The organism is Winogradskyella sp. PG-2, from assembly GCF_000828715.1.
Taxonomy (GTDB): Bacteria; Bacteroidota; Bacteroidia; order Flavobacteriales; family Flavobacteriaceae; genus Winogradskyella.
The window spans coordinates 104,651-123,893 of record NZ_AP014583.1 but is presented as its reverse complement, the minus strand read 5'-3'; the positions used below and the strand labels follow the sequence as shown (position 1 = coordinate 123,893).

At 33.1% G+C, this 19,243-nt stretch carries 21 protein-coding genes and 1 tRNA gene; 7 read left to right on the top strand and 15 right to left on the bottom strand.

The window, feature by feature from the left end; translation table 11 throughout:
* Positions 1-133: 133 nt before the first annotated feature.
* From WPG_RS00655 to WPG_RS00635, 5 genes are all read left to right on the top strand, one after another.
* Positions 134-406, top strand: coding sequence for a riboflavin synthase subunit beta (locus WPG_RS00655; RefSeq protein WP_316929966.1), 273 nt, complete (start codon positions 134-136; stop codon positions 404-406).
* Positions 406-2,271, top strand: coding sequence for a DNA mismatch repair endonuclease MutL (gene mutL / locus WPG_RS00650; RefSeq protein ID WP_045468047.1), 1,866 nt, complete (start codon positions 406-408; stop codon positions 2,269-2,271). Before WPG_RS00655 ends, mutL begins: the two co-directional genes overlap by 1 nt.
* A gap of 3 nt (positions 2,272-2,274) precedes the next feature.
* On the top strand, positions 2,275-3,027 hold the full coding sequence (locus tag WPG_RS00645) for a rhomboid family intramembrane serine protease (protein ID WP_045468044.1): 753 nt from the start codon (positions 2,275-2,277) through the stop codon (positions 3,025-3,027).
* A gap of 2 nt (positions 3,028-3,029) precedes the next feature.
* Positions 3,030-3,896, top strand: a complete 867-nt coding sequence (locus tag WPG_RS00640) for a rhomboid family intramembrane serine protease (RefSeq protein ID WP_045468041.1) — start codon at positions 3,030-3,032, stop codon at positions 3,894-3,896.
* Between the two features lie 281 nt (positions 3,897-4,177).
* Entirely contained in the window at positions 4,178-4,948 is a 771-nt protein-coding gene (locus WPG_RS00635; RefSeq protein ID WP_231850230.1) for an endonuclease/exonuclease/phosphatase family protein, read from the top strand.
* Here the strand turns inward: WPG_RS00635 and WPG_RS00630 are convergent.
* From WPG_RS00630 to WPG_RS00565, 14 genes are all read right to left on the bottom strand, one after another.
* Positions 4,940-5,248 carry a DUF6122 family protein gene (locus tag WPG_RS00630; protein WP_045468034.1) on the bottom strand — a complete coding sequence of 103 codons (309 nt, stop codon included), beginning with the start codon at positions 5,246-5,248 and terminating at the stop codon, positions 4,940-4,942. The genes WPG_RS00635 and WPG_RS00630 overlap by 9 nt on opposite strands.
* 4 nt (positions 5,249-5,252) lie before the next feature.
* Positions 5,253-5,864 (bottom strand): WbqC family protein, encoded by a 612-nt coding sequence (locus WPG_RS00625; RefSeq protein ID WP_045474997.1) that lies wholly within the window; start codon positions 5,862-5,864, stop codon positions 5,253-5,255.
* A gap of 23 nt (positions 5,865-5,887) precedes the next feature.
* Positions 5,888-7,495 (bottom strand): signal peptidase I, encoded by a 1,608-nt coding sequence (gene lepB, locus WPG_RS00620; RefSeq protein ID WP_045468030.1) that lies wholly within the window; start codon positions 7,493-7,495, stop codon positions 5,888-5,890.
* A 63-nt stretch (positions 7,496-7,558) separates the two neighbouring features.
* A complete protein-coding gene (dapB, locus tag WPG_RS00615; protein ID WP_045468027.1) occupies positions 7,559-8,260 on the bottom strand; it encodes a 4-hydroxy-tetrahydrodipicolinate reductase in 702 nt (233 codons plus the stop codon).
* A 1-nt stretch (position 8,261) separates the two neighbouring features.
* The gene (locus WPG_RS00610) at positions 8,262-8,861 is read right to left on the bottom strand and encodes a DUF5683 domain-containing protein (RefSeq protein WP_045468024.1); all 600 of its coding nucleotides are present in this window, start codon (positions 8,859-8,861) and stop codon (positions 8,262-8,264) included.
* A complete protein-coding gene (locus WPG_RS00605) occupies positions 8,851-9,753 on the bottom strand; it encodes a ParB/RepB/Spo0J family partition protein (protein WP_045468021.1) in 903 nt (300 codons plus the stop codon). Before WPG_RS00605 ends, WPG_RS00610 begins: the two co-directional genes overlap by 11 nt.
* Complete coding sequence (locus WPG_RS00600) at positions 9,753-10,520, bottom strand: ParA family protein (protein WP_045468018.1); 768 nt, start codon at positions 10,518-10,520, stop codon at positions 9,753-9,755. Before WPG_RS00600 ends, WPG_RS00605 begins: the two co-directional genes overlap by 1 nt.
* Positions 10,521-10,889: 369 nt before the next feature.
* Positions 10,890-13,013, bottom strand: coding sequence for a methylmalonyl-CoA mutase (scpA, locus tag WPG_RS00595; RefSeq protein WP_045468015.1), 2,124 nt, complete (start codon positions 13,011-13,013; stop codon positions 10,890-10,892).
* Entirely contained in the window at positions 13,006-13,470 is a 465-nt protein-coding gene (locus WPG_RS00590; RefSeq protein WP_144374389.1) for a hypothetical protein, read from the bottom strand. Before WPG_RS00590 ends, scpA begins: the two co-directional genes overlap by 8 nt.
* 3 nt (positions 13,471-13,473) lie before the next feature.
* Positions 13,474-14,856, bottom strand: a complete 1,383-nt coding sequence (locus tag WPG_RS00585; RefSeq protein ID WP_045468009.1) for a methylmalonyl-CoA mutase subunit beta — start codon at positions 14,854-14,856, stop codon at positions 13,474-13,476.
* Positions 14,849-15,175, bottom strand: coding sequence for an FtsB family cell division protein (locus WPG_RS00580; RefSeq protein WP_045468005.1), 327 nt, complete (start codon positions 15,173-15,175; stop codon positions 14,849-14,851). Before WPG_RS00580 ends, WPG_RS00585 begins: the two co-directional genes overlap by 8 nt.
* On the bottom strand, positions 15,175-15,780 hold the full coding sequence (gene udk / locus WPG_RS00575) for a uridine kinase (protein ID WP_045468002.1): 606 nt from the start codon (positions 15,778-15,780) through the stop codon (positions 15,175-15,177). Before udk ends, WPG_RS00580 begins: the two co-directional genes overlap by 1 nt.
* Positions 15,781-15,843: 63 nt before the next feature.
* Positions 15,844-16,290 (bottom strand): c-type cytochrome, encoded by a 447-nt coding sequence (locus WPG_RS00570; RefSeq protein ID WP_052471103.1) that lies wholly within the window; start codon positions 16,288-16,290, stop codon positions 15,844-15,846.
* On the bottom strand, positions 16,287-17,387 hold the full coding sequence (locus tag WPG_RS00565; protein WP_045467998.1) for a PQQ-dependent sugar dehydrogenase: 1,101 nt from the start codon (positions 17,385-17,387) through the stop codon (positions 16,287-16,289). Before WPG_RS00565 ends, WPG_RS00570 begins: the two co-directional genes overlap by 4 nt.
* A gap of 104 nt (positions 17,388-17,491) precedes the next feature.
* On the opposite strand from WPG_RS00565, the gene WPG_RS00560 reads away from it, so the two are divergent.
* Positions 17,492-17,566 (top strand) — tRNA-Pro (locus WPG_RS00560).
* Positions 17,567-17,603: 37 nt separating this feature from the next.
* On the opposite strand, the gene WPG_RS00555 is transcribed toward WPG_RS00560, so the two are convergent.
* Positions 17,604-18,083 carry a hypothetical protein gene (locus tag WPG_RS00555; protein WP_052471102.1) on the bottom strand — a complete coding sequence of 160 codons (480 nt, stop codon included), beginning with the start codon at positions 18,081-18,083 and terminating at the stop codon, positions 17,604-17,606.
* A gap of 159 nt (positions 18,084-18,242) precedes the next feature.
* On the opposite strand from WPG_RS00555, the gene trxB reads away from it, so the two are divergent.
* The gene (gene trxB / locus WPG_RS00550; RefSeq protein ID WP_045467994.1) at positions 18,243-19,226 is read left to right on the top strand and encodes a thioredoxin-disulfide reductase; all 984 of its coding nucleotides are present in this window, start codon (positions 18,243-18,245) and stop codon (positions 19,224-19,226) included.
* Positions 19,227-19,243 lie beyond the last annotated feature (17 nt).

Below are 19,243 nucleotides of genomic sequence, written 5' to 3'. Positions count from 1 at the left end.
GAAATGAGAGGTAATACTAAAAGAAGAGGAAATATTCTCACTTCATTACCAGCTTTAATCATATTTTTAGCATCGCTTTTTGTTTTAATGTATATCCTAAACAGATATATTAAATAATGATATTATGGGATTCATGAAATTGAAAAAAAATCGAAAGTATAGTTATCAACCACGTTATTATAAAGGAGAAGGAAGTCCTTACGAACTTAAACATAAGTTCGATGAGCATAGAACGACCGTAAATCCTGCTAAGGGTATAAAAGGAAAGTGGAATGCGGCTTTAGATGATTATCACAATAGAGATGAGAAAGTAAATAAGCGTGTTCTTATCATTGTTGGCATTTTAATCTTCCTGTTTTTATTAGCAATTGGTTTTGACCTGACTATTTTCTTGCCAAAAAGCTAATGACAGATATCATCCAACTTTTACCAGACCATGTTGCCAATCAAATTGCAGCAGGTGAGGTGGTTCAACGACCAGCTTCAGTAGTTAAAGAACTTCTAGAAAATGCTATTGATGCAGATGCTTCAGAAATTAAACTCATTATTAAAAATGCTGGTAAGGTCTTAGTACAGGTTATTGATAATGGAAAAGGCATGAGTGTAACAGATGCACGTTTGAGTTTTGAACGTCATGCAACTTCCAAAATTAAATCTGCTGAAGATTTATTTCAACTCAATACAAAAGGATTTAGAGGTGAGGCATTAGCCAGTATAGCTGCTATTGCGCATGTAGAATTAAAAACAAAACGCGCAGAAGACGAATTAGGAACTGCTATTGAGATAGAAGGGAGTACTGTAAAATCTCAAGATGTTTCTGTAACTCCATCAGGAACTTCTGTAGCTGTTAAAAATTTGTTTTTTAATATACCAGCAAGACGAAATTTTTTGAAATCAGATACTGTAGAGTTAAGACACATTTCAGATGAGTTTCATCGTGTGGCTCTAGCACATCCTAATATAGCTTTTGCATTCTATCATAATGGAAGCGAACTTTTTAATTTGCCGCAAGAGAATTATAGACAACGTGTTGTCCATATTTTTGGCACTAAGACCAATGAAAAATTGGTGCCAGTAGAAGAGGAGACTGAAGTATTGAAAATTTCAGGATTTGTTGGCAAACCAGAATTTTCTAAGAAAACAAAGTCAGAACAATTCTTTTTTGTCAATCAACGTTTTATTAAAAGTCCATATTTAAATCATGCACTTAAATCTGCTTTTGAAGGTTTGCTTAAAGAAGGATATCATCCAAGTTACTTTTTAAACCTTACTGTAGATCCAAAGACTATAGATATTAATATTCATCCCACTAAAACTGAAATTAAGTTTGATGATGAGCATACCTTATATGCTATTTTAAGATCTGCTGTAAAACATAGTTTAGGTCAATTTAATATTGCACCTGTTTTAGATTTTGAACATCAGAGTAGTTTAAATACACCTTATAATTATAAAGACAAAACAGCTTCAGCTCCGGCAATTGAGGTAGATAGAGCTTTTAACCCGTTTTCTGATGACACTAATTCTAATAGCGGAAAACAACGCGGACATCATACATCTAGTTTTAAACAAACTCCGGCAGCATCGTGGGAAAGTTTATATGTTGGTTTGGAGTCTAAAGGTAATAATACCAAAGCTGATCTTAACCAAGTGACTTTTGAAAGTGATTCAAAAACTGAGACTATTTTCAGTGATGACTCAATCGAAACAACAAAGACAACATTTCAATTACAGCAAAAATATATAGTTAGTACTTTGAAATCTGGAATGCTGATTATCGATCAGAATAGAGCGCATCAGCGTATTTTATATGAAAACTTTTTAAAGCATATTACAATAAAGGAAGCTACAAGTCAGCAATTATTATTTCCGCTTCAGTTACATTTCACACCAAATGAAACTAAAATTATTAATGATTTAAAATTAGATTTAGAACACACAGGTTTTGTATTCTCTATGTTAAATGAAGATGAAATCACTATAACAGGAGTCCCAGTTGGAGTGCCAGAGAGCGAGGTATCCATAATATTAGAACAATTAATTAGTGACGTTGAAAACGATGTGCCAGATACTAATTTTAGTGCGGCTGATTTACTAGCTAAGTCTATGGCTAAAAGTTTAGCAATTAAAAATGGGCAATCTTTAAATAGTTTAGAACAAGAGCATATGGTAAATAGTTTATTTGCCTGTAAGGAACCAAATGTATCACCAACCAATAGACCAACGTTTATTACTATGAAAGTTGATGATATTGAAAAGAAATTTATGTAGTATATGAGACAACAAATAACTGATGCGGTAAAACATTTACTGATTATTAATGCTGTAATGTTCATTGGAACATTAGCAATTGGTAATGGTCAAGCTTTTTATCAATGGTTTGCTTTATATTTTCCAAAAAACGAATTATTTCAACCTTGGCAAATTTTAACACACATGTTTATGCATGGAGACATAATGCATATATTCTTTAATATGTTTGCATTGTGGATGTTTGGAACAGCTGTAGAACAGGTTTTTGGGTGGAAAAAATTTGTCACATTTTATCTGCTTTCAGGTATTGGTGCCGCAATAATTCAAGTCGCATTTTTATACTTTCAATATAATACAGGTTTAACGTCTTTAATAGAAACAGGTTTTTCTCAAGGTGAAATTGTAAGTGTGCTTGCTGAAGGAAAGTATAATACAAGTTGGGTTTCTATATTAGGGGATAAATTCGATGGGTTTGTAGGAGCTTTCAATTCTACTATGGTAGGTGCTTCGGGAGCCATAATGGGAGTTTTAGTTGCTTTTGGAATGTTATTTCCGGAGTCTAAGTTGATGTTAATCTTTCTGCCAATACCAATAAAGGCGAAATACTTTATTCCTGCCATAATTGCAATGGATTTGTTTTCAGGTTTAACGGGTTCTTCTTTTTTTAGCCCAAGTAATACAGCATATATGGCACACGTTGGTGGTGCGTTTACAGGATTCTTATTAATGTATTTCTGGAAAAAAAATGAAAAAGATAAATACCGCTGGAATTAGTAATGAGCGCAGTTAATGATTTTAAATACAAGTTCAAGAATTTCAATGCATTTGAAAAGATAATCGTTATTAATATTATCGTTTTTATCATTGGCCAGTTGATTGGTGTTTTTGGAAGAACAGATAGCTCATTATCTTATTTGAGTTTACCTTCTGATTTCTATAGTTTTTTATTAAAACCATGGACACTTTTAACGTATGGATTTGCCCATTATGGCTTTTTTCATATTCTTTTTAATCTTTTGATTCTATATTTTATATCTAGAATGCTCTTAAATTTATTCCGCCCCAAAATGGCACTAAATATTTATTTTTTAGGCATTATTGTTGGTGGTTTGGCTTTTCTATTTGTATATAATGTTTTGCCAAAAGCATTTTTAATTAATAGCTCAGGAGTAGTTGGTGCTTCTGCAGGTATTAGAGCTTTGCTAATTTTTCTTGGTGTTTTTATGGCAGAGAAAGAAGTTAGAGTTTTTAGATTTAATATTAAACTGAAATATATCGCTATCGCTTTAGTTGTTATGGATGTACTAGGTTTATTCACATGGAATCAAGGAGGAAATGTGGCGCATCTTGGTGGTGCTTTATTGGGCTATTTTTATGCCATAAAGCTTAAACAAGGGAAAGATATTGGTGCAGGTTTTGAACGAGCTATGGATACTGTTGTGAGTTGGTTCCAACCAAAATCAAATTTAAAAACGGTACATCGAAAAAAAGGAAAGGGTAATTATGCAGGTAAGACTAAAGATGAGTTTCATACGTTTAATAATCAGAAGAAGATCGATTTAATTCTCGATAAAATTAGTAAAAGTGGTTACGAGAGTCTAACTGCTGAAGAAAAAGAATTTCTCTTTAAAGCAGGAAAGTAGTAATAACATTGTGTTCTTAGGATATACATATGAAGGGTCTAAAACTAGGTAGTAAGTTAATATTCGTCCTCAATTCGTTGGTGGCGTTTTTATTGCTTGTATCCTATATTCTTCCATATATACAGCCAAAAAGTTTTGCTACGTTATCAGTTTTAAGTCTTAGTGTGCCTTTATTGATTTTACTTAACACTATATTCTTTGTGTATTGGTTGCTTCGTGTGAAAAAGCAATTGTTATTGTCTCTGATCGTCTTAATCTTAGGTTGGAGTTATATTGGCTCTATGTATAAATTTACCGGTTCAAAACATGTTGAGGACGACAATAATATATCTGTAATGACATATAATGTGAGGCTTTTTAACCGTTTTGATTGGCTTCCAAGTAAGTCAGTAAAAGATGATATTGTTGAATTTGTTTACACAGAGAATCCCGATGTAGTTTGCTTTCAAGAGTATCCTAGGAGTATACAGTTAGAGTTACAGGGTTATACAAACTATAATGCAAGGTATACTAAAGATGCACGAGGTGGTCAGGTGATATATTCCAAATTCCCTATAGTTAATTCTGGCTCATTAGAATTTCCTAATTCTAGCAATAATGGTATTTATGTTGATATTATAAAAGAAAAGGATACTATACGAGTTTATACCTTACATCTAGAATCTTCTGGTATTAATACAGATGTTGAAGATTTAAAAAGTGAATCTTCAAGCGATTTGTTTAAGCAAGTTGGTGTAACATTTAAGAAACAACAAGAACAAGTAGAATTACTTTTAAAGCATAGATCTAAATGTAAGTATAAAACCATTGTTACTGGTGATTTTAATAATACGGCTTACTCATATATTTATAAAGAAATTAAAGGGGATGACCTGTTAGATACATTCGAAGAAGCTGGTAACGGTTTTGGTAAAACCTTTGATTTTAAATTTTTCCCGTTGCGAATAGATTTTATTTTATCTGATGAGGTATTTACGGTAAATAGTTTTAAGACATATGATGTAAAACTATCTGATCATTATCCTGTAATAGCCAAACTAAAATTACATTAGCCAACAATCCATTATGTCGGCAATAATATGCGCTATAAAGCCAAGACCAATAAGACGTGTTTTGTTCGGTATTAATAGTATCAAATATATTGCGATAGCATAGTAGGTGTGAAGTGGGTGAAAATTGATACTGCAACGATTAGGATCAAAAATGGGGTTAGCCATTAGATGGTCTAAGTCAATAACAAATGCTAATAGCATAATGAGGTATGCTTTTAACCAATTTTCCTTAAAAAAAGATAATGCGATGAATAGTGGTAAGCCAAAATGTAAGCCATAGTGAATACAAAATTGTTGCATATTCTTATCCTATTTGCTTTTTTAAATATAGCTCAGTATTAGGCCCTTCGTTAAATAAAAGATCTAGAATACTAAGATTAGAAATAAAACCATGTTTTTCGCTAAATACTTGTGTATAACTTTCAAATGTATTGACTTGGAAATTTCTGTTTACTAATAGTCTGCAATCTATCATTTCCTCAGGCTCTTTTTCAAAAACAGTAGTCTTAGACGTTTTAATATCTATTTGAAGCGCATCTTTAAGCACTTCAAAACAATTAAGATTAAAGTCTAAAATAAAATCATATTGCTGTTCAAACAAAGGCATTAACTCATCAATATAGAATTCAAAAAATGGAGACATACTGTAAGCTGACTGAAGGGACTTTAAATGCAATAGTTGCCATTGATTTTCATTAGCAATTTTTACATCTTTATAGAGTTGCCTATTTTTCTGAGTATAGCTCACTGGAACAGTAAGCGCTAATTTTCCATTTGCTCCATAAATTTCGGTACGGTTTCTATGACTTTGCTTTTGATAATTGTCACAGACTTCAAAATAGACTAGCTCTGCCTTGAGCATAGCTATAAAATGAGCTATGTTAGGAAAATAAGTTGAATGTATAAGACAATTCATTTTGTCTTTGATTTTTAGACTCCTTACTTTGATTTGGCCTTCTTTTTCTTTCTCCATTTGTTAAAGAAAGTGATTCCGAAAATGAGTATTAAAAAAGGAATTAAATAAGAACTTCGGGTTCCACTTCCACTAACAGTAGTAAAGATTCTATCCCAACGCGGACTCCAATTTTTTAGACCATCCATAACACCATCTATACTCATCCAGATAAATACAGGCTTACCAAAAACGTGATCGTATGGAACAAATCCCCAATATCTACTATCTATAGAATTATGCCTATTATCTCCCATCATCCAATAGTAATCTTGTCCAAAAGTATATGCTGTGGCAGGTTGGTCATCAATTAAAATTTGATTACCTCTTGTCACAACTTTATGTCCTTCATATTCTCCAATGGCACGCTTATACAAAGCAATGTTTTCAGTATTAAGTTGCACAGTTGCACCAGCTTTTGGAATATACATTGGTCCGAAATTGTCTACATTCCAATTAAAATTTGCGTCTCTAGGAAAGATGTCATCTTTCTCACCAAGAGGACGTTTAATAGCAACAATACTGGCTACTTCGGGATGTGCTTTTAATCTTGCAATATTTTGATCTGTAGCTGCAGGAATTCTAAATGAACCTTCAGTTGATCCATAGCCTAATCCGTCAGTTATATCATGCTTTTTTAGAATGTCTATCATCCTAGCTGGTTGCAGGTTTCTTTTAAATGTTATGTCATATGAAAACTGTAAATGCGATCGTGGAGGTAATTTATTTTGAACACCATTAATAAATACATAACCATTTCTAATTTCTAAAGTATCACCTGCAACACCAACACAGCGCTTTACTAGATTGGTTTTTTTGTCTATAGGTTTGTAATAATTACGATCTGGATTGAAATCATTCATATCCAACAAGGTATCTGCTGGTTGATTGAATACCACAATATCGTTGCGTTCTATGCTTTCAAAACCAGGTAACCTAAAATATGGTAATTGTAATTTATTTAACCAAGAGGTATTCTTTTCTTCAAAATTGTCATTAAATAAGTAGGACTTCTTTTTTAATATAGGAATAGTATCATGTACCATTGGTGCACCGACTGTAGTCATTGGTCCTCTTGCTCCAAAATGTATTTTACTAACAATAAGAAAATCTCCAACTAATAAGGATTTTTCTAATGATGATGATGGAATCACAAACGGTTGAAAGAAATATGTATGCACAATTGTAGCTGCTACAATTGCAAATAAAATAGAAGTAATCCACTCACCTGAAGAGGTTTTTGGAGTTAATTTTCTGTCTTCAATATAATTAACATCTGCAACATAGTTTAAAAAATAGAGATAGAATCCAAGCGTTACAATACATATAAGCGCATCTAATTTAGTGTCTTTTCCAAATGCTCTAGCAGTTTCTACCCATGCTGCAGGAATCATAATGAGATTTACAATTGGTAAAAACATTAAAATAACCCACCACCAAGGACGAGAAATAATTTTCATTAATATAACAGCATTATAAACAGGAACGAAGGCCTCCCAAGCCTTGCGGCCAGCTTTAATGTATAATTTCCATGTGCCTAGGCCATGAATAATTTGTAAAATCAATAAAAATATAAACCATTCTGTCCAGGTCATAACTATATATTTTGTCTAGTTTAGGTTGAAAATTATTTTAATTTGTTTCAAAACTTTAGCAAATTAACCAATGTTTAACACATCTTTCATGCTAAACACACCTTTTTTATCCTTAATCCATTCTGCAGCAATAACGGCTCCCATAGCAAATCCTTGACGACTATGTGCTGTATGTTTAATACTTATAGAATCAATTTCAGAATCATAATTAATTTCATGAGTGCCAGGAACATTTTTAATGCGCTTAGCTTCAATATGAATTTCATCTGATTTCGGTTGATTTAATGTCCAGTGCTTGTAATGTGAGTTTTCAATAATACCTTCTGCCAAAGTGATTGCGGTACCACTAGGTGCGTCTAACTTTTTAGTATGATGAATTTCTTCAATCTCGGTAGCGTAACCTTCAACATTAGACATGAGTTCGCCTAACCTTTTATTTACCTCGAAGAAAATGTTTACACCTAAACTGAAATTTGAAGCGTATAAAAATGTACCATTTTTAGATTTACAATAGGCTAAAATCTCATCGTATTGGTCTAACCAACCTGTAGTCCCAGATATAACAGGGATTTGTGCATCTATTCCTTTCTTTATATTAAAAACTGCTACAGAAGGTATACTAAAATCTATGGCAACATCTGCATTTGCAAAGTTATAGTCAGAATGCTCGTCAGATACTTTTAGAGAAATACTATGACCACGTTCTAACGCTATAACCTCAATACTTTGTCCCATTCTACCATAACCGAGTAAAGCAATTTTCATATTAAAACTGAAAGTTAAGTGTTAAACCTAAATCGGATGTATTTTCCATGCGATTGTATTGGTAATGTGGACTCAAGCTTAAATTTTCATCGACATTAAATTGTAGTAAATGAGCATCTACATTGGCATCGATGATATTTAAAGCATAAAGCCCTATTGTCACTAAAAGTGATATTTCTTTATTTCTTCTAAATTGTTGTTGGGCTCTAATCAATCCATCATCAGAAATTAACGGATTACCATCAGCATCAGAAAACTCATCATCTTTAAAACCAGCTAAACGCCTTTTATAAGCATCTCTGTAGCGATCAAATTGTTTATCGTTACTTACATAGAAATAAACACCTGTACCAATAGCTCCCCAAACAATCGGAATTTTCCAATATTTTTTATTGTAAGCTTGTCCTAAACCTGGTAAGATTGCAGAATAGAATGCAGCTTTAGAAGGCCGTAAAGGATCAATTGCTTTTTTTGTTATTGTTTCTGCTTTTATTGGCCCCTGACTTATATCAATACTAGTCGTGTCTTTTTCCTTTTGAGAGAATGAATAAAATGCCGAAAACAAGCACAATAATAAAATATATAAACGCTTATTTAGCACGTTGAACTAATTTTTTAATTCTGTTAAAATCTTCTTCAGAATGAAAAGGGATTGTAATTTTTCCGCTACCATTCTTAGCTACTTTTACGTCTATTTTATGTCCGAAGTATTCTGAAAATTCTTTTACCCCTTTTTTTATGTATTTTGGGACTTCAGTAGATTCTGATTCTAGTGTGTGTTGAGAATTTGAATTTAAATTCTTTACCAATTGTTCTGTTGCTCTTACAGATAATTTATTGCTAATTACTTTTTCGTAGACTTCTAGCTGATCTATTTGGCTTTCAATATTTACCATAGCTCTACCATGTCCCATGCTAATAAATCCATCTCGCATTCCGGTTTGGATAATAGGATCTAATTTTAATAAACGTAAATAGTTAGCAATTGTAGATCGCTTTTTGCCCACACGTTCACTCATTTGTTCTTGAGTTAATTGTATTTCGTCAATTAAACGTTGGTATGAGAGTGCAATTTCTATTGGGTCTAAATCTTGGCGCTGAATATTTTCAACCAAAGCCATCTCTAAAGACTCTTGGTCATTAGCTATTCTTATGTAAGCCGGAATTGCAGTTAATCCAATTAATTTAGAAGCTCTAAAACGACGTTCACCAGAAACTAATTGGTATTTATCAAAGGCTAGTTTCCTAACGGTTATAGGTTGAATAACTCCTAATTCACGAATTGATGAAGCCAATTCTCTTAGCGACTCCTCGTTAAAGTTCGTTCTTGGCTGAAAAGGGTTCACCTCAATACTTTCAATATCGAGCTCAACTATGTTGCCAACAACCTTATCTGCATTTTTATCTTCTGCAGAATTGATATCGTTTGCTGGATCTTTTAATAGAGCTGAAAGCCCTCGTCCTAGTGCTTGTTTTTTTGTTGCCTTAGCCATTACAATTCATTTTTATTAATCAACTCTTTTGCCAAATTTAAATAGTTAACCGCACCTTTACTGCTTACGTCATAGTTGATTATACTTTCTCCATAACTTGGAGCTTCTCCTAAGCGCACATTTCGCTGAATTATGGTTTCAAATACCATATCACTAAAGTGTTTCTGCACTTCTTCTACAACTTGATTCGATAAGCGTAAACGCGAATCGAACATAGTTAGTAGTAAGCCTTCTATGTCTAACGCTTCATTATGAATTTTCTGTACACTTTTAATAGTATTTAACAGTTTACCTAATCCTTCAAGTGCAAAATATTCACATTGAATTGGGATTATAACAGAATCCGCAGCTGTTAGCGCGTTTAAGGTTAACAAACCTAAAGATGGAGCACAATCTATTAGAATATAGTCATATTCAGATTTTAATTCTGAAACGGCTTTTTTAAGCATGTATTCACGTTCGTCTTTATCTACAAGTTCAATTTCGATAGCGACTAAATCAATATGCGCAGGAATCACATCTACATTTGGCGCATTAGAGCTTACAATAGCATCTTTTGCTGGTTTTGTGTGTTCTAATACCTGATATGAACCAATTTTGACACTATCAACATCAATGCCTAAACCAGAACTTGCGTTGGCCTGTGGGTCAGCATCTATAAGTAGTACTTTCTTTTCTAGCACTCCAAGAGAAGCGGCTAAATTAACAGAAGTGGTTGTTTTACCAACGCCTCCTTTTTGATTAGCAATTGCAATGATTTTACCCATTAAATGATTTGGTTATTTGAAAGGCTAAATTTACAATTATTTACGGTTTTAAGAAATTGAAGTTGTTAACAGTTATTTCAAAAAAAGGACAGCCATATAGACGGTCTTTTTTAATGTTTTTATAAGTGGAAACTATTCTTCTGGAAATAATATAGCCTTTATAAAGCCACCACATAAATACTTCTTAGCTTCACTATGAATATCTTTAGTAGTTAATGCATTTACATTACTATCATAGTTAATCATATTATTTATGTCATTTTTATTATAATCTGCATTTTAAATTTTGGTTTTCTATTGCTTAAGTAAAAGAGTTCTATTCTAATTTTATATTTGGAGCAAATTGAGTTAATTCTATAAGATTATTTATTAATCAATTAGTATTTCCAAAATCTGAATAGCAGCGTCACTTATCTTAGTTCCTGGACCAAAAACAGCAACAGCACCAGCATCAAATAAGTATTGGTAATCTTGTTTTGGTATAACACCACCAACAATAACCATTATATCATCTCTGCCATAGGATTTAAGTTCTTCTAAAACTTGGGGAACTAAAGTTTTGTGTCCTGCAGCTAATGAGGAGACACCTAGAATATGTACATCATTCTCAACGGCTTGTTTAGCAGCTTCTTTTGGTGTTTGGAATAGTGGACCAATATCGACATCGAAACCAACATCTGCGTAACCAGTAGCTACAACTTTGGCGCCTCTATCGTGACCATCTTGTCCCATCTTAGCAATCATAATACGAGGTCTGCGACCATCTTGCTTTGCAAATTGATCAGCCAGTTCTCTCGCTTTTTGAAAGCTTTTATCGTCTTTTATTTCTTTACTATACACTCCGCTAAATGATTTTATTTGTGCCTTGTGTCGTCCAAATTCTGCTTCAAGAGCATCACTTATTTCGCCTAAAGTTGCACGTTTTCTTGCGGCATCTATTGCTAAAGCTAATAAATTATCTTCACTTGTCTTAGCTGCTTGTGTTAATTTAGATAAAGCTTCAGTTACAGCTTTAGTATCTCTACTATTTTTTATACTCGTAAGGCGTTCTATTTGTTGATTACGAACGGTTTGGTTATCTACCTCTAGTGTTGCAATAGGATCTTCCTCATCTAGTCGGTATTTATTAACACCTACAATAATATCTTGCCCAGAGTCTATACGCGCTTGCTTTCTTGCTGCAGCTTCCTCGATTCGTAGTTTTGGTATGCCAGCTTCAATGGCTTTGGTCATACCGCCTAATTCTTCAACTTCTTCTATAAGTTCCCATGCTTTTTGAGAAATATCATATGTGAGTTTCTCAACATAATAACTACCTGCCCAAGGATCTACAATTTTAGTAATATGTGTTTCTTGTTGCAAGTAAATTTGAGTGTTTCTAGCAATTCGTGCCGAGAAATCTGTAGGTAAGGCAATAGCTTCATCTAATGCGTTAGTATGTAAACTTTGTGTACCACCAAATGCAGCAGCAGAAGCTTCTATACAAGTTCTAGCTACATTATTAAAAGGATCTTGTTCTGTTAAACTCCAACCCGATGTTTGGCAATGCGTTCTTAGTGCTAATGATTTTGGATTCTTTGGGTTAAATTGTTTTACTAATTTTGCCCAGAGCATTCTAGCTGCGCGCATTTTAGCAATTTCCATAAAATGATTCATACCAATGGCCCAAAAGAATGATAGGCGAGGAGCAAAGGTGTCAATATCCATTCCAGCATCCAATCCTTTTCTAATATATTCCAGTCCATCAGCAAGTGTGTAAGCTAATTCAATATCACAAGTAGCACCAGCTTCTTGCATATGATAACCTGAGATACTTATGCTATTGAATTTTGGCATGTTCTTACTTGTATACTGAAATATATCAGAGATAATTTTCATCGACGGAGTAGGTGGATATATATAAGTATTACGCACCATAAATTCTTTCAGAATATCATTTTGTATTGTGCCAGTAAGATGTTCTGGGTTTACTCCTTGTTCTTCTGCAGCTACGATATAAAACGCCATGATTGGTAAAACTGCACCATTCATGGTCATGGAAACCGACATTTTATCTAACGGAATCTGGTCGAAGAGAATTTTCATATCTTCTACAGAGTCTATTGCAACTCCTGCTTTACCAACATCACCAACCACGCGTTCATGATCGGAGTCGTAACCTCTGTGCGTTGCTAAATCAAAAGCGACTGATAGTCCTTTTTGTCCTGCTGCTAAATTTCGTCTATAAAAAGCATTACTTTCTTCGGCAGTAGAGAAACCTGCGTATTGCCTAATCGTCCATGGTCGCCTTACGTACATTGTAGAATAAGGCCCTCTGAGATTAGGGGCAATTCCTGCGACAAAATTTAAGTGTTCTAAATCTTTAATATCATCTTTAAAGTAGGTTGATTTTACATCAATATCTTCAGCAGTATGAAAAGATTTATTAGCTTTTAATTCTTTGCTACTGGCTTTTGATTTTAGTTTTATATGTTGAAGATTTTTTCTAGTCATTGACTATTTTGAATTTATAGCGTTCGGTTTTGTATTTCTTTCTTGACAAAATTGAAATAATTGTTAAAGAAAGTCCTGTAATACCTATTGCAGAAATTGTGGAGCCAGAAGCTCCAGTAATAGCAAGAATACCTAATGTTGAAAATGTAAACATAGGAAGTAATACATATGCGAATATTTTGCCAACAATAGATTTGTTTTTGACCATTACAATATCTCCTATTTTGACTTCAGTATCTTTTATCAAAATAGTTTCATGGTCTAATATTTTTAATGGCCCTCTAACTTTAGAATCTTTTGTAAAAACCGTGATTCTTTTTTTTTCTCTTATTTTTTTTGGCCTATTAGTTTTAAGGTTTACTACTTCTAAATACTGTTTTTGAGCATGAGCCTCAGTCATCATTGAACTGAAGCAAAAAACACATAAAAAAGCTACTATAGTTTTTTTAAATACCATGTTTTACTCTTTGTTTAATCTTCTGATTTCCAATTTTTCAGATATTCTTTTTTTCACAATAGGTTTAATTAATGTTCTACGCTTTTTGATTTCTAAAAACGGACTAATTTCTATGTCGTTTTTCATTTTATCTGCCGAATTTGGGTGTTTATTTGTGCCTAAAAGCACTAACGTTTCGGCATCGAAATCTGCTTGTTCTTTGTCTACGCTTTCTTTGATTTTTCTCTGAATAGTGCCTTCTTTTAATTGACTTAAAAAGCCTCCATTTACTTCAATATCTTTGAAAAGATCTAGCGCTTTTTCTGATAATTGTGATGTTAAATTTTCAATATAATATGCTCCATCTGAAGGATTATTAACCTTATCAAAATAGCTTTCATGCTTTAAAACTAATAATTGATTTCTTGCAATTCTATCTCCAAATTCATTTGAATTATGGTATAAAACATCATAAGGTAAATTGCAAATAGTATTTGCACCTCCGATAATTGCACTCATACATTCTGTAGTTGTACGGAGCATATTAACATTATAATCGTATATAGTTTTATTTCGTTTACTTGGTGTGGCAATGATTTTACATTTTGTGCTAATTCCGTATTCGGAAGCTAGTGTTGTCCACAATTGACGTAATGCTTTTAGCTTGGCAATTTCGAAGAAGTAGTTTGAGCCTAATGAAACATTAAAACTTACTTGAAGAGATTGCTTCGGTTCGCTCGCAATGACTTTATTGAAATGGTTTAAGTATTCATTGGCGTGTGCTAAACTATATGCAAGCTGCTGTACTATTGTTGCACCAGCATTTTGGTATAAACTTAAATCTATACTTAATTGATTCGTAGTTTTTACTATGGTTTCAAATTTTAAGTGATCCTCTTTTAGATTACTGTACCAATTACCAGTATTAGCAAGGTTTCCTATAATATCAGTATGGAAAGTGGTGTTAGGCTTTTTAGCCATATTTGAAATGAAAGCATTAGCCTTATGAATAAACACTTCTGAAATAAAATAGCATTTAATCTGAATATGAATTTTATCTAAATCAATATTTTTTAATAAATCTTCAATAGAAATTGCATCAGAAGTAATGTGAAATAAAATACTCTCTGCACCACGCTTTATGGCATCTATTGCCTTTAGATTAGCTTTTTGAGAATCAGATACTTTAATGGCTTGACAGATTTTCCATTCTGTAGCTTTAGTGTTTGAGACTTCTGGAAGGGTTTCAAACTCATCAGCATGATAAAATGGTTTTACATCTATGCCTTCATGTGTTTTCCAGATTAAAGCATTATTATAATCTGCACCTTTAAGGTCTACTTGAATCTTCTGTTTCCAAGCTTTTGCAGATACGCCTTCAAAATCATTAAATAAAGATTTACTCATCTTGTTTTTGTTTGGCTATACTGTCTTCGTATTCAATTATGTAAATGTCTTCGTGAGGCTTTTTCATGTAGTAGGTTTCACGAGCAGTACGTTCTATACCTTCTTCTGTGCTTAACTCTTTAATAGCTTTAGCATCTTTGGCCATTTCGTTTCGGTAGTGATCTTTTTGGTATTCTAATTCTTCCATATCACCATTCAATTCATAATGAAACAATAAAGAATGCGCATCAAAGAATAGCATCCAAATTATAAATACTATGAGAACAAGTAGATATATGTTCTTAAAGGGTTTTAAATATTTGTTATTCCAGATACTCATTACAGACGCTCGTTAATTATTGTTCTAACGATATCTACTGCTACTGTGTTGTATTTGTTATTAGGAATTATAATATCAGCGTACTCTTTCATAGGTTCTATAAATTGCTGATGCATTGGTTTTAGGGTAGTTTGATATCTTGTAAGAACTTCATTTATATCTCTTCCACGTTCCGAAATATCACGCTTTAAACGACGAATTAAACGTTCATCAGAATCTGCATGCACAAATATTTTAATGTCGAAAAGTTCTCTAATTTCCGGATTGGTTAAGATTAAAATACCTTCAACAATCATAACTTTTCTTGGTTTTGTTGAAATAGTATCTCCAGTACGATTATGCTTTACAAAGGAATAAACGGGTTGATCTATAGGGTTTCCTTTTTTAAGAGTCTTTAGATGATTTACTAACAACTCAAAATCAATAGAACGTGGATGATCAAAATTAATTTTAACACGCTCATCATATCTTAGATGTGATGTGTCTTTATAATATGAATCTTGCGAAATCACGCCAACTTCACCTTCAGGAAGTTCATTTAAAATAGTATTTACAACAGTGGTTTTTCCACATCCAGTTCCACCTGCAATTCCGATTATAAGCATGCTTTGATTTTGAATTTTTTTTGAATCCAAACAAAGTTAGTTAATATGTTTTTAAAAAGATTCTTATAATTCGGAAACTTTCTTAACGGTTACAAAGTTGTTAATCTTGTTTCCCCAACTATTATTTATATAGTTCATAACATCTGCAACTTCATCATCTGTTAGCCCTAAAGGTGCCATAATACTATTGTATTCAACTCCGTTTACAACCATTTCTCCAGCCATCCCATTTTTAATTCCTTTAATGCAATCATTTTGATTTTCTCTTAGATAATCAGAATCTGCGATAGGAGGAAATGCTTTAGGTACTCCTTTGCCATTGACCATATGGCATGTGATGCACATATCATCATATACCAATTTGCCAAGATTAATACTCTCTTTTAACTTTGGGTCAGTTTGATTTAATGCTGTTTTTTCTGGATAAGTAGTTGCTTCTTTTTTATTTTCTTTTGAACCACAAGACACAAGGAGCAACCCTAATATTATTAATTTATATACTTCATTCATTTTCTTAATAATTTTACAATTCCTAAATTTTCAATGCCCACGTAAATATAACCGTCAGGACCTTGTTCTACAGACCTAACTCTGCCAGATCCATCTAGTAATCGTTCTTCTTTAATTACTTTATTATTTTTAAGTGTGCACATATCTAAATACTGAAATTTTAGTGAGCCTACTAAAAGATTCCCATTCCAATCACCATATTTATCACTATTAATAAACGCCATTCCACTAGGAGCAATAGATGGATCCCAATAATGAAGTGGCTCTTCCATCCCTTCTTTCTTTGTAATTTCTGTAAATTTTGAACCGCTATAATTAACGCCATAACTAATGATTGGCCAACCGTAATTTTTCCCAGATTTGATGATGTTTATTTCATCTCCACCTTTTGGTCCGTGCTCATGTGTCCAAATATCGCCTGTTTTTGGATGGAGAATCATACCTTGAGGGTTTCTATGTCCATATGAATAGATAGCCTTTTTTGCATTTGGTGTATTAAAAAATGGGTTATCATTAGGAATAGAACCATCGTCAATTAGACGATATACTTTTCCACAATCTCTAGTGAAGTCTTGAGGGTTAACATCTCTATTGCCGCGTTCTCCAATGGTGAAAAATAGATAGCCATCTTTATCAAAAACAAGGCGTGACCCAAAATGTTGACCTCTTCTAGTATTTGGTGTGGCTTTGTATAGAACTTCTAAATTAACTAGTTTGTTATTGTCTAATTTTCCTCTAGCAACTGCTGTGTTTCCGCCTTGACCTTCTCCTTCTGAAGATGCGTAAGAAAAATAAATCCAACCGTTGTCTTTGTAATTAGGATGTAGAATAATATCCAATAGACCACCTTGTCCACGAACGTAGATTTCTGGCAACCCAGAAATAGATATCTTCTTTCCATTTTTAAAATGAATAAGTTCTCCTGCCTTTTCATTTATTAACATTGAGCCATCTGGAAGAAAGGTAAATGCCCAAGGAATATTTAGGTCAGAAACGATGACTTCATAACTGTTTTTTGTGTTTATGGGATTCTTGTCTTGTGCACATGTAAGTATTGAAATTAGAATTAAACCTAAAATTGGAAGTCTTATTTTCATGATGATTTATATCTAAATAATATTAGATTTTAAAGTTAGAAAATTGTTGTTGGATAATGAAGAAAAACTCTATATTTGCAGTCCGAAAAAGGTAACCCTTAATTCGGGGTGTAGCGTAGCCCGGTTATCGCGCCACGTTTGGGACGTGGAGGCCGCAGGTTCGAATCCTGCCACCCCGACTTTAGTTAAAAAAAGCTCAGTTTTACTGAGTTTTTTTTATTCTACACGAATATAGTTTTCCGAATAGATGCGATTTCCATCTTCATCTAATTCAATTTGTTGAAATTTATTAGGTGATAAGGTAAGCTCAAAAGTAAATTCTTTCTTTTCTGCAATAACTTGGTCCATAACTGCAGATCCAAATTCTAAAATTTCAGTGAGCATATCGTCTTTGTAACTGTATGTGCCATAACCAAACCATTCTGAAGAATCTGCAGGCTTATGTTTACTCCACATTACTTTAGTATCTGTGTACATTTTAAGTTGTCTGGATTTATCAGAAGTTTTAAAAGAATCTACAACTATATTGTCTTTGTAGTTGTAAAAGCCAACAAGTTCCCATGTGCCTTTAAGTCCATTGGCTTTTTCTTTTTGAACAGTTTCTACTACAGTAGGTTCAATATCGCTTTTTGGTTTATTTTTGCATGAGAAAGTAAGTAACAATACCATGCTAAAGATTAAGATATTTGATTTCATAATGGGTTAGGTTTTGCTGTTAAACACTTAAAAATTAAGAAATTAAATTGAGAAAATAAAGGAATTAAGAATCTTTATGATACGATAGCTAGTGTTAATAACTTCTATGTAAGGATTTGCTCAAAAAACCTACTTTTGTTGTGTAATAAAACATAAGATATGTCTGATACAATTGAAAAGGTAAAATGCTTAATAATAGGTTCTGGACCTGCTGGATATACAGCTGCTATTTATGCGTCTAGGGCTAATATGTTTCCTGTTTTATATCAAGGAACTCAACCTGGAGGTCAATTAACAACAACTAATGATGTTGAGAACTTCCCAGGATATCCAGATGGTATTACTGGACCAGAAATGATGATGCAGTTACAAAAACAAGCTGAACGTTTTGGAACTGATGTACGTCATGGTTGGATAACTAAGGTAGATTTTTCTGGAGATATTCATAAAGTATGGGTGAATGATGAGAAGGAAATACATGCTTCAACAATTATTATTTCAACAGGAGCCTCAGCTAAGTACTTAGGTTTACCGTCTGAACAAAAGTATTTAGAGCTAGGTGGAGGAGTATCTGCTTGTGCTGTATGTGATGGCTTCTTTTACAGAAACCAAGAGGTTGTGATTGTAGGTGCTGGTGATTCTGCTGCTGAGGAAGCTCATTATTTATCAAAGTTATGTAAGAAAGTAACAATGTTAGTGAGACGTGATGAATTTAGAGCATCTAAAATCATGGCAAATCGTGTAAAGAATACTGATAATATAGAAATACTGTTTAATACTGAAACTGATGAGGTTTTAGGTGATGGTCAAGTCGTTACTGGTGTCCGAGCGTTTAATAATCAAACTAATGAAAAGTTTGATATTTCTGCAACAGGATTTTTTGTAGCTATTGGTCACAAACCTAATACAGATATCTTTAAAGATTATTTAAATCTTGATGAAACAGGCTACATTATAAATGTAGTTCCTGGAACAAGTAAAACAAATGTAGAAGGAGTTTTTGTTAGTGGTGATGCTGCAGACCATGTATATAGACAAGCTATTACAGCTGCTGGTACAGGTTGTATGGCTGCTTTAGATGCTGAACGTTATTTGGCAGCTAAGGATGCGGATTTTGAGGTGGCTACACCAACTTATAACTAAAAAATAGAATATAAATT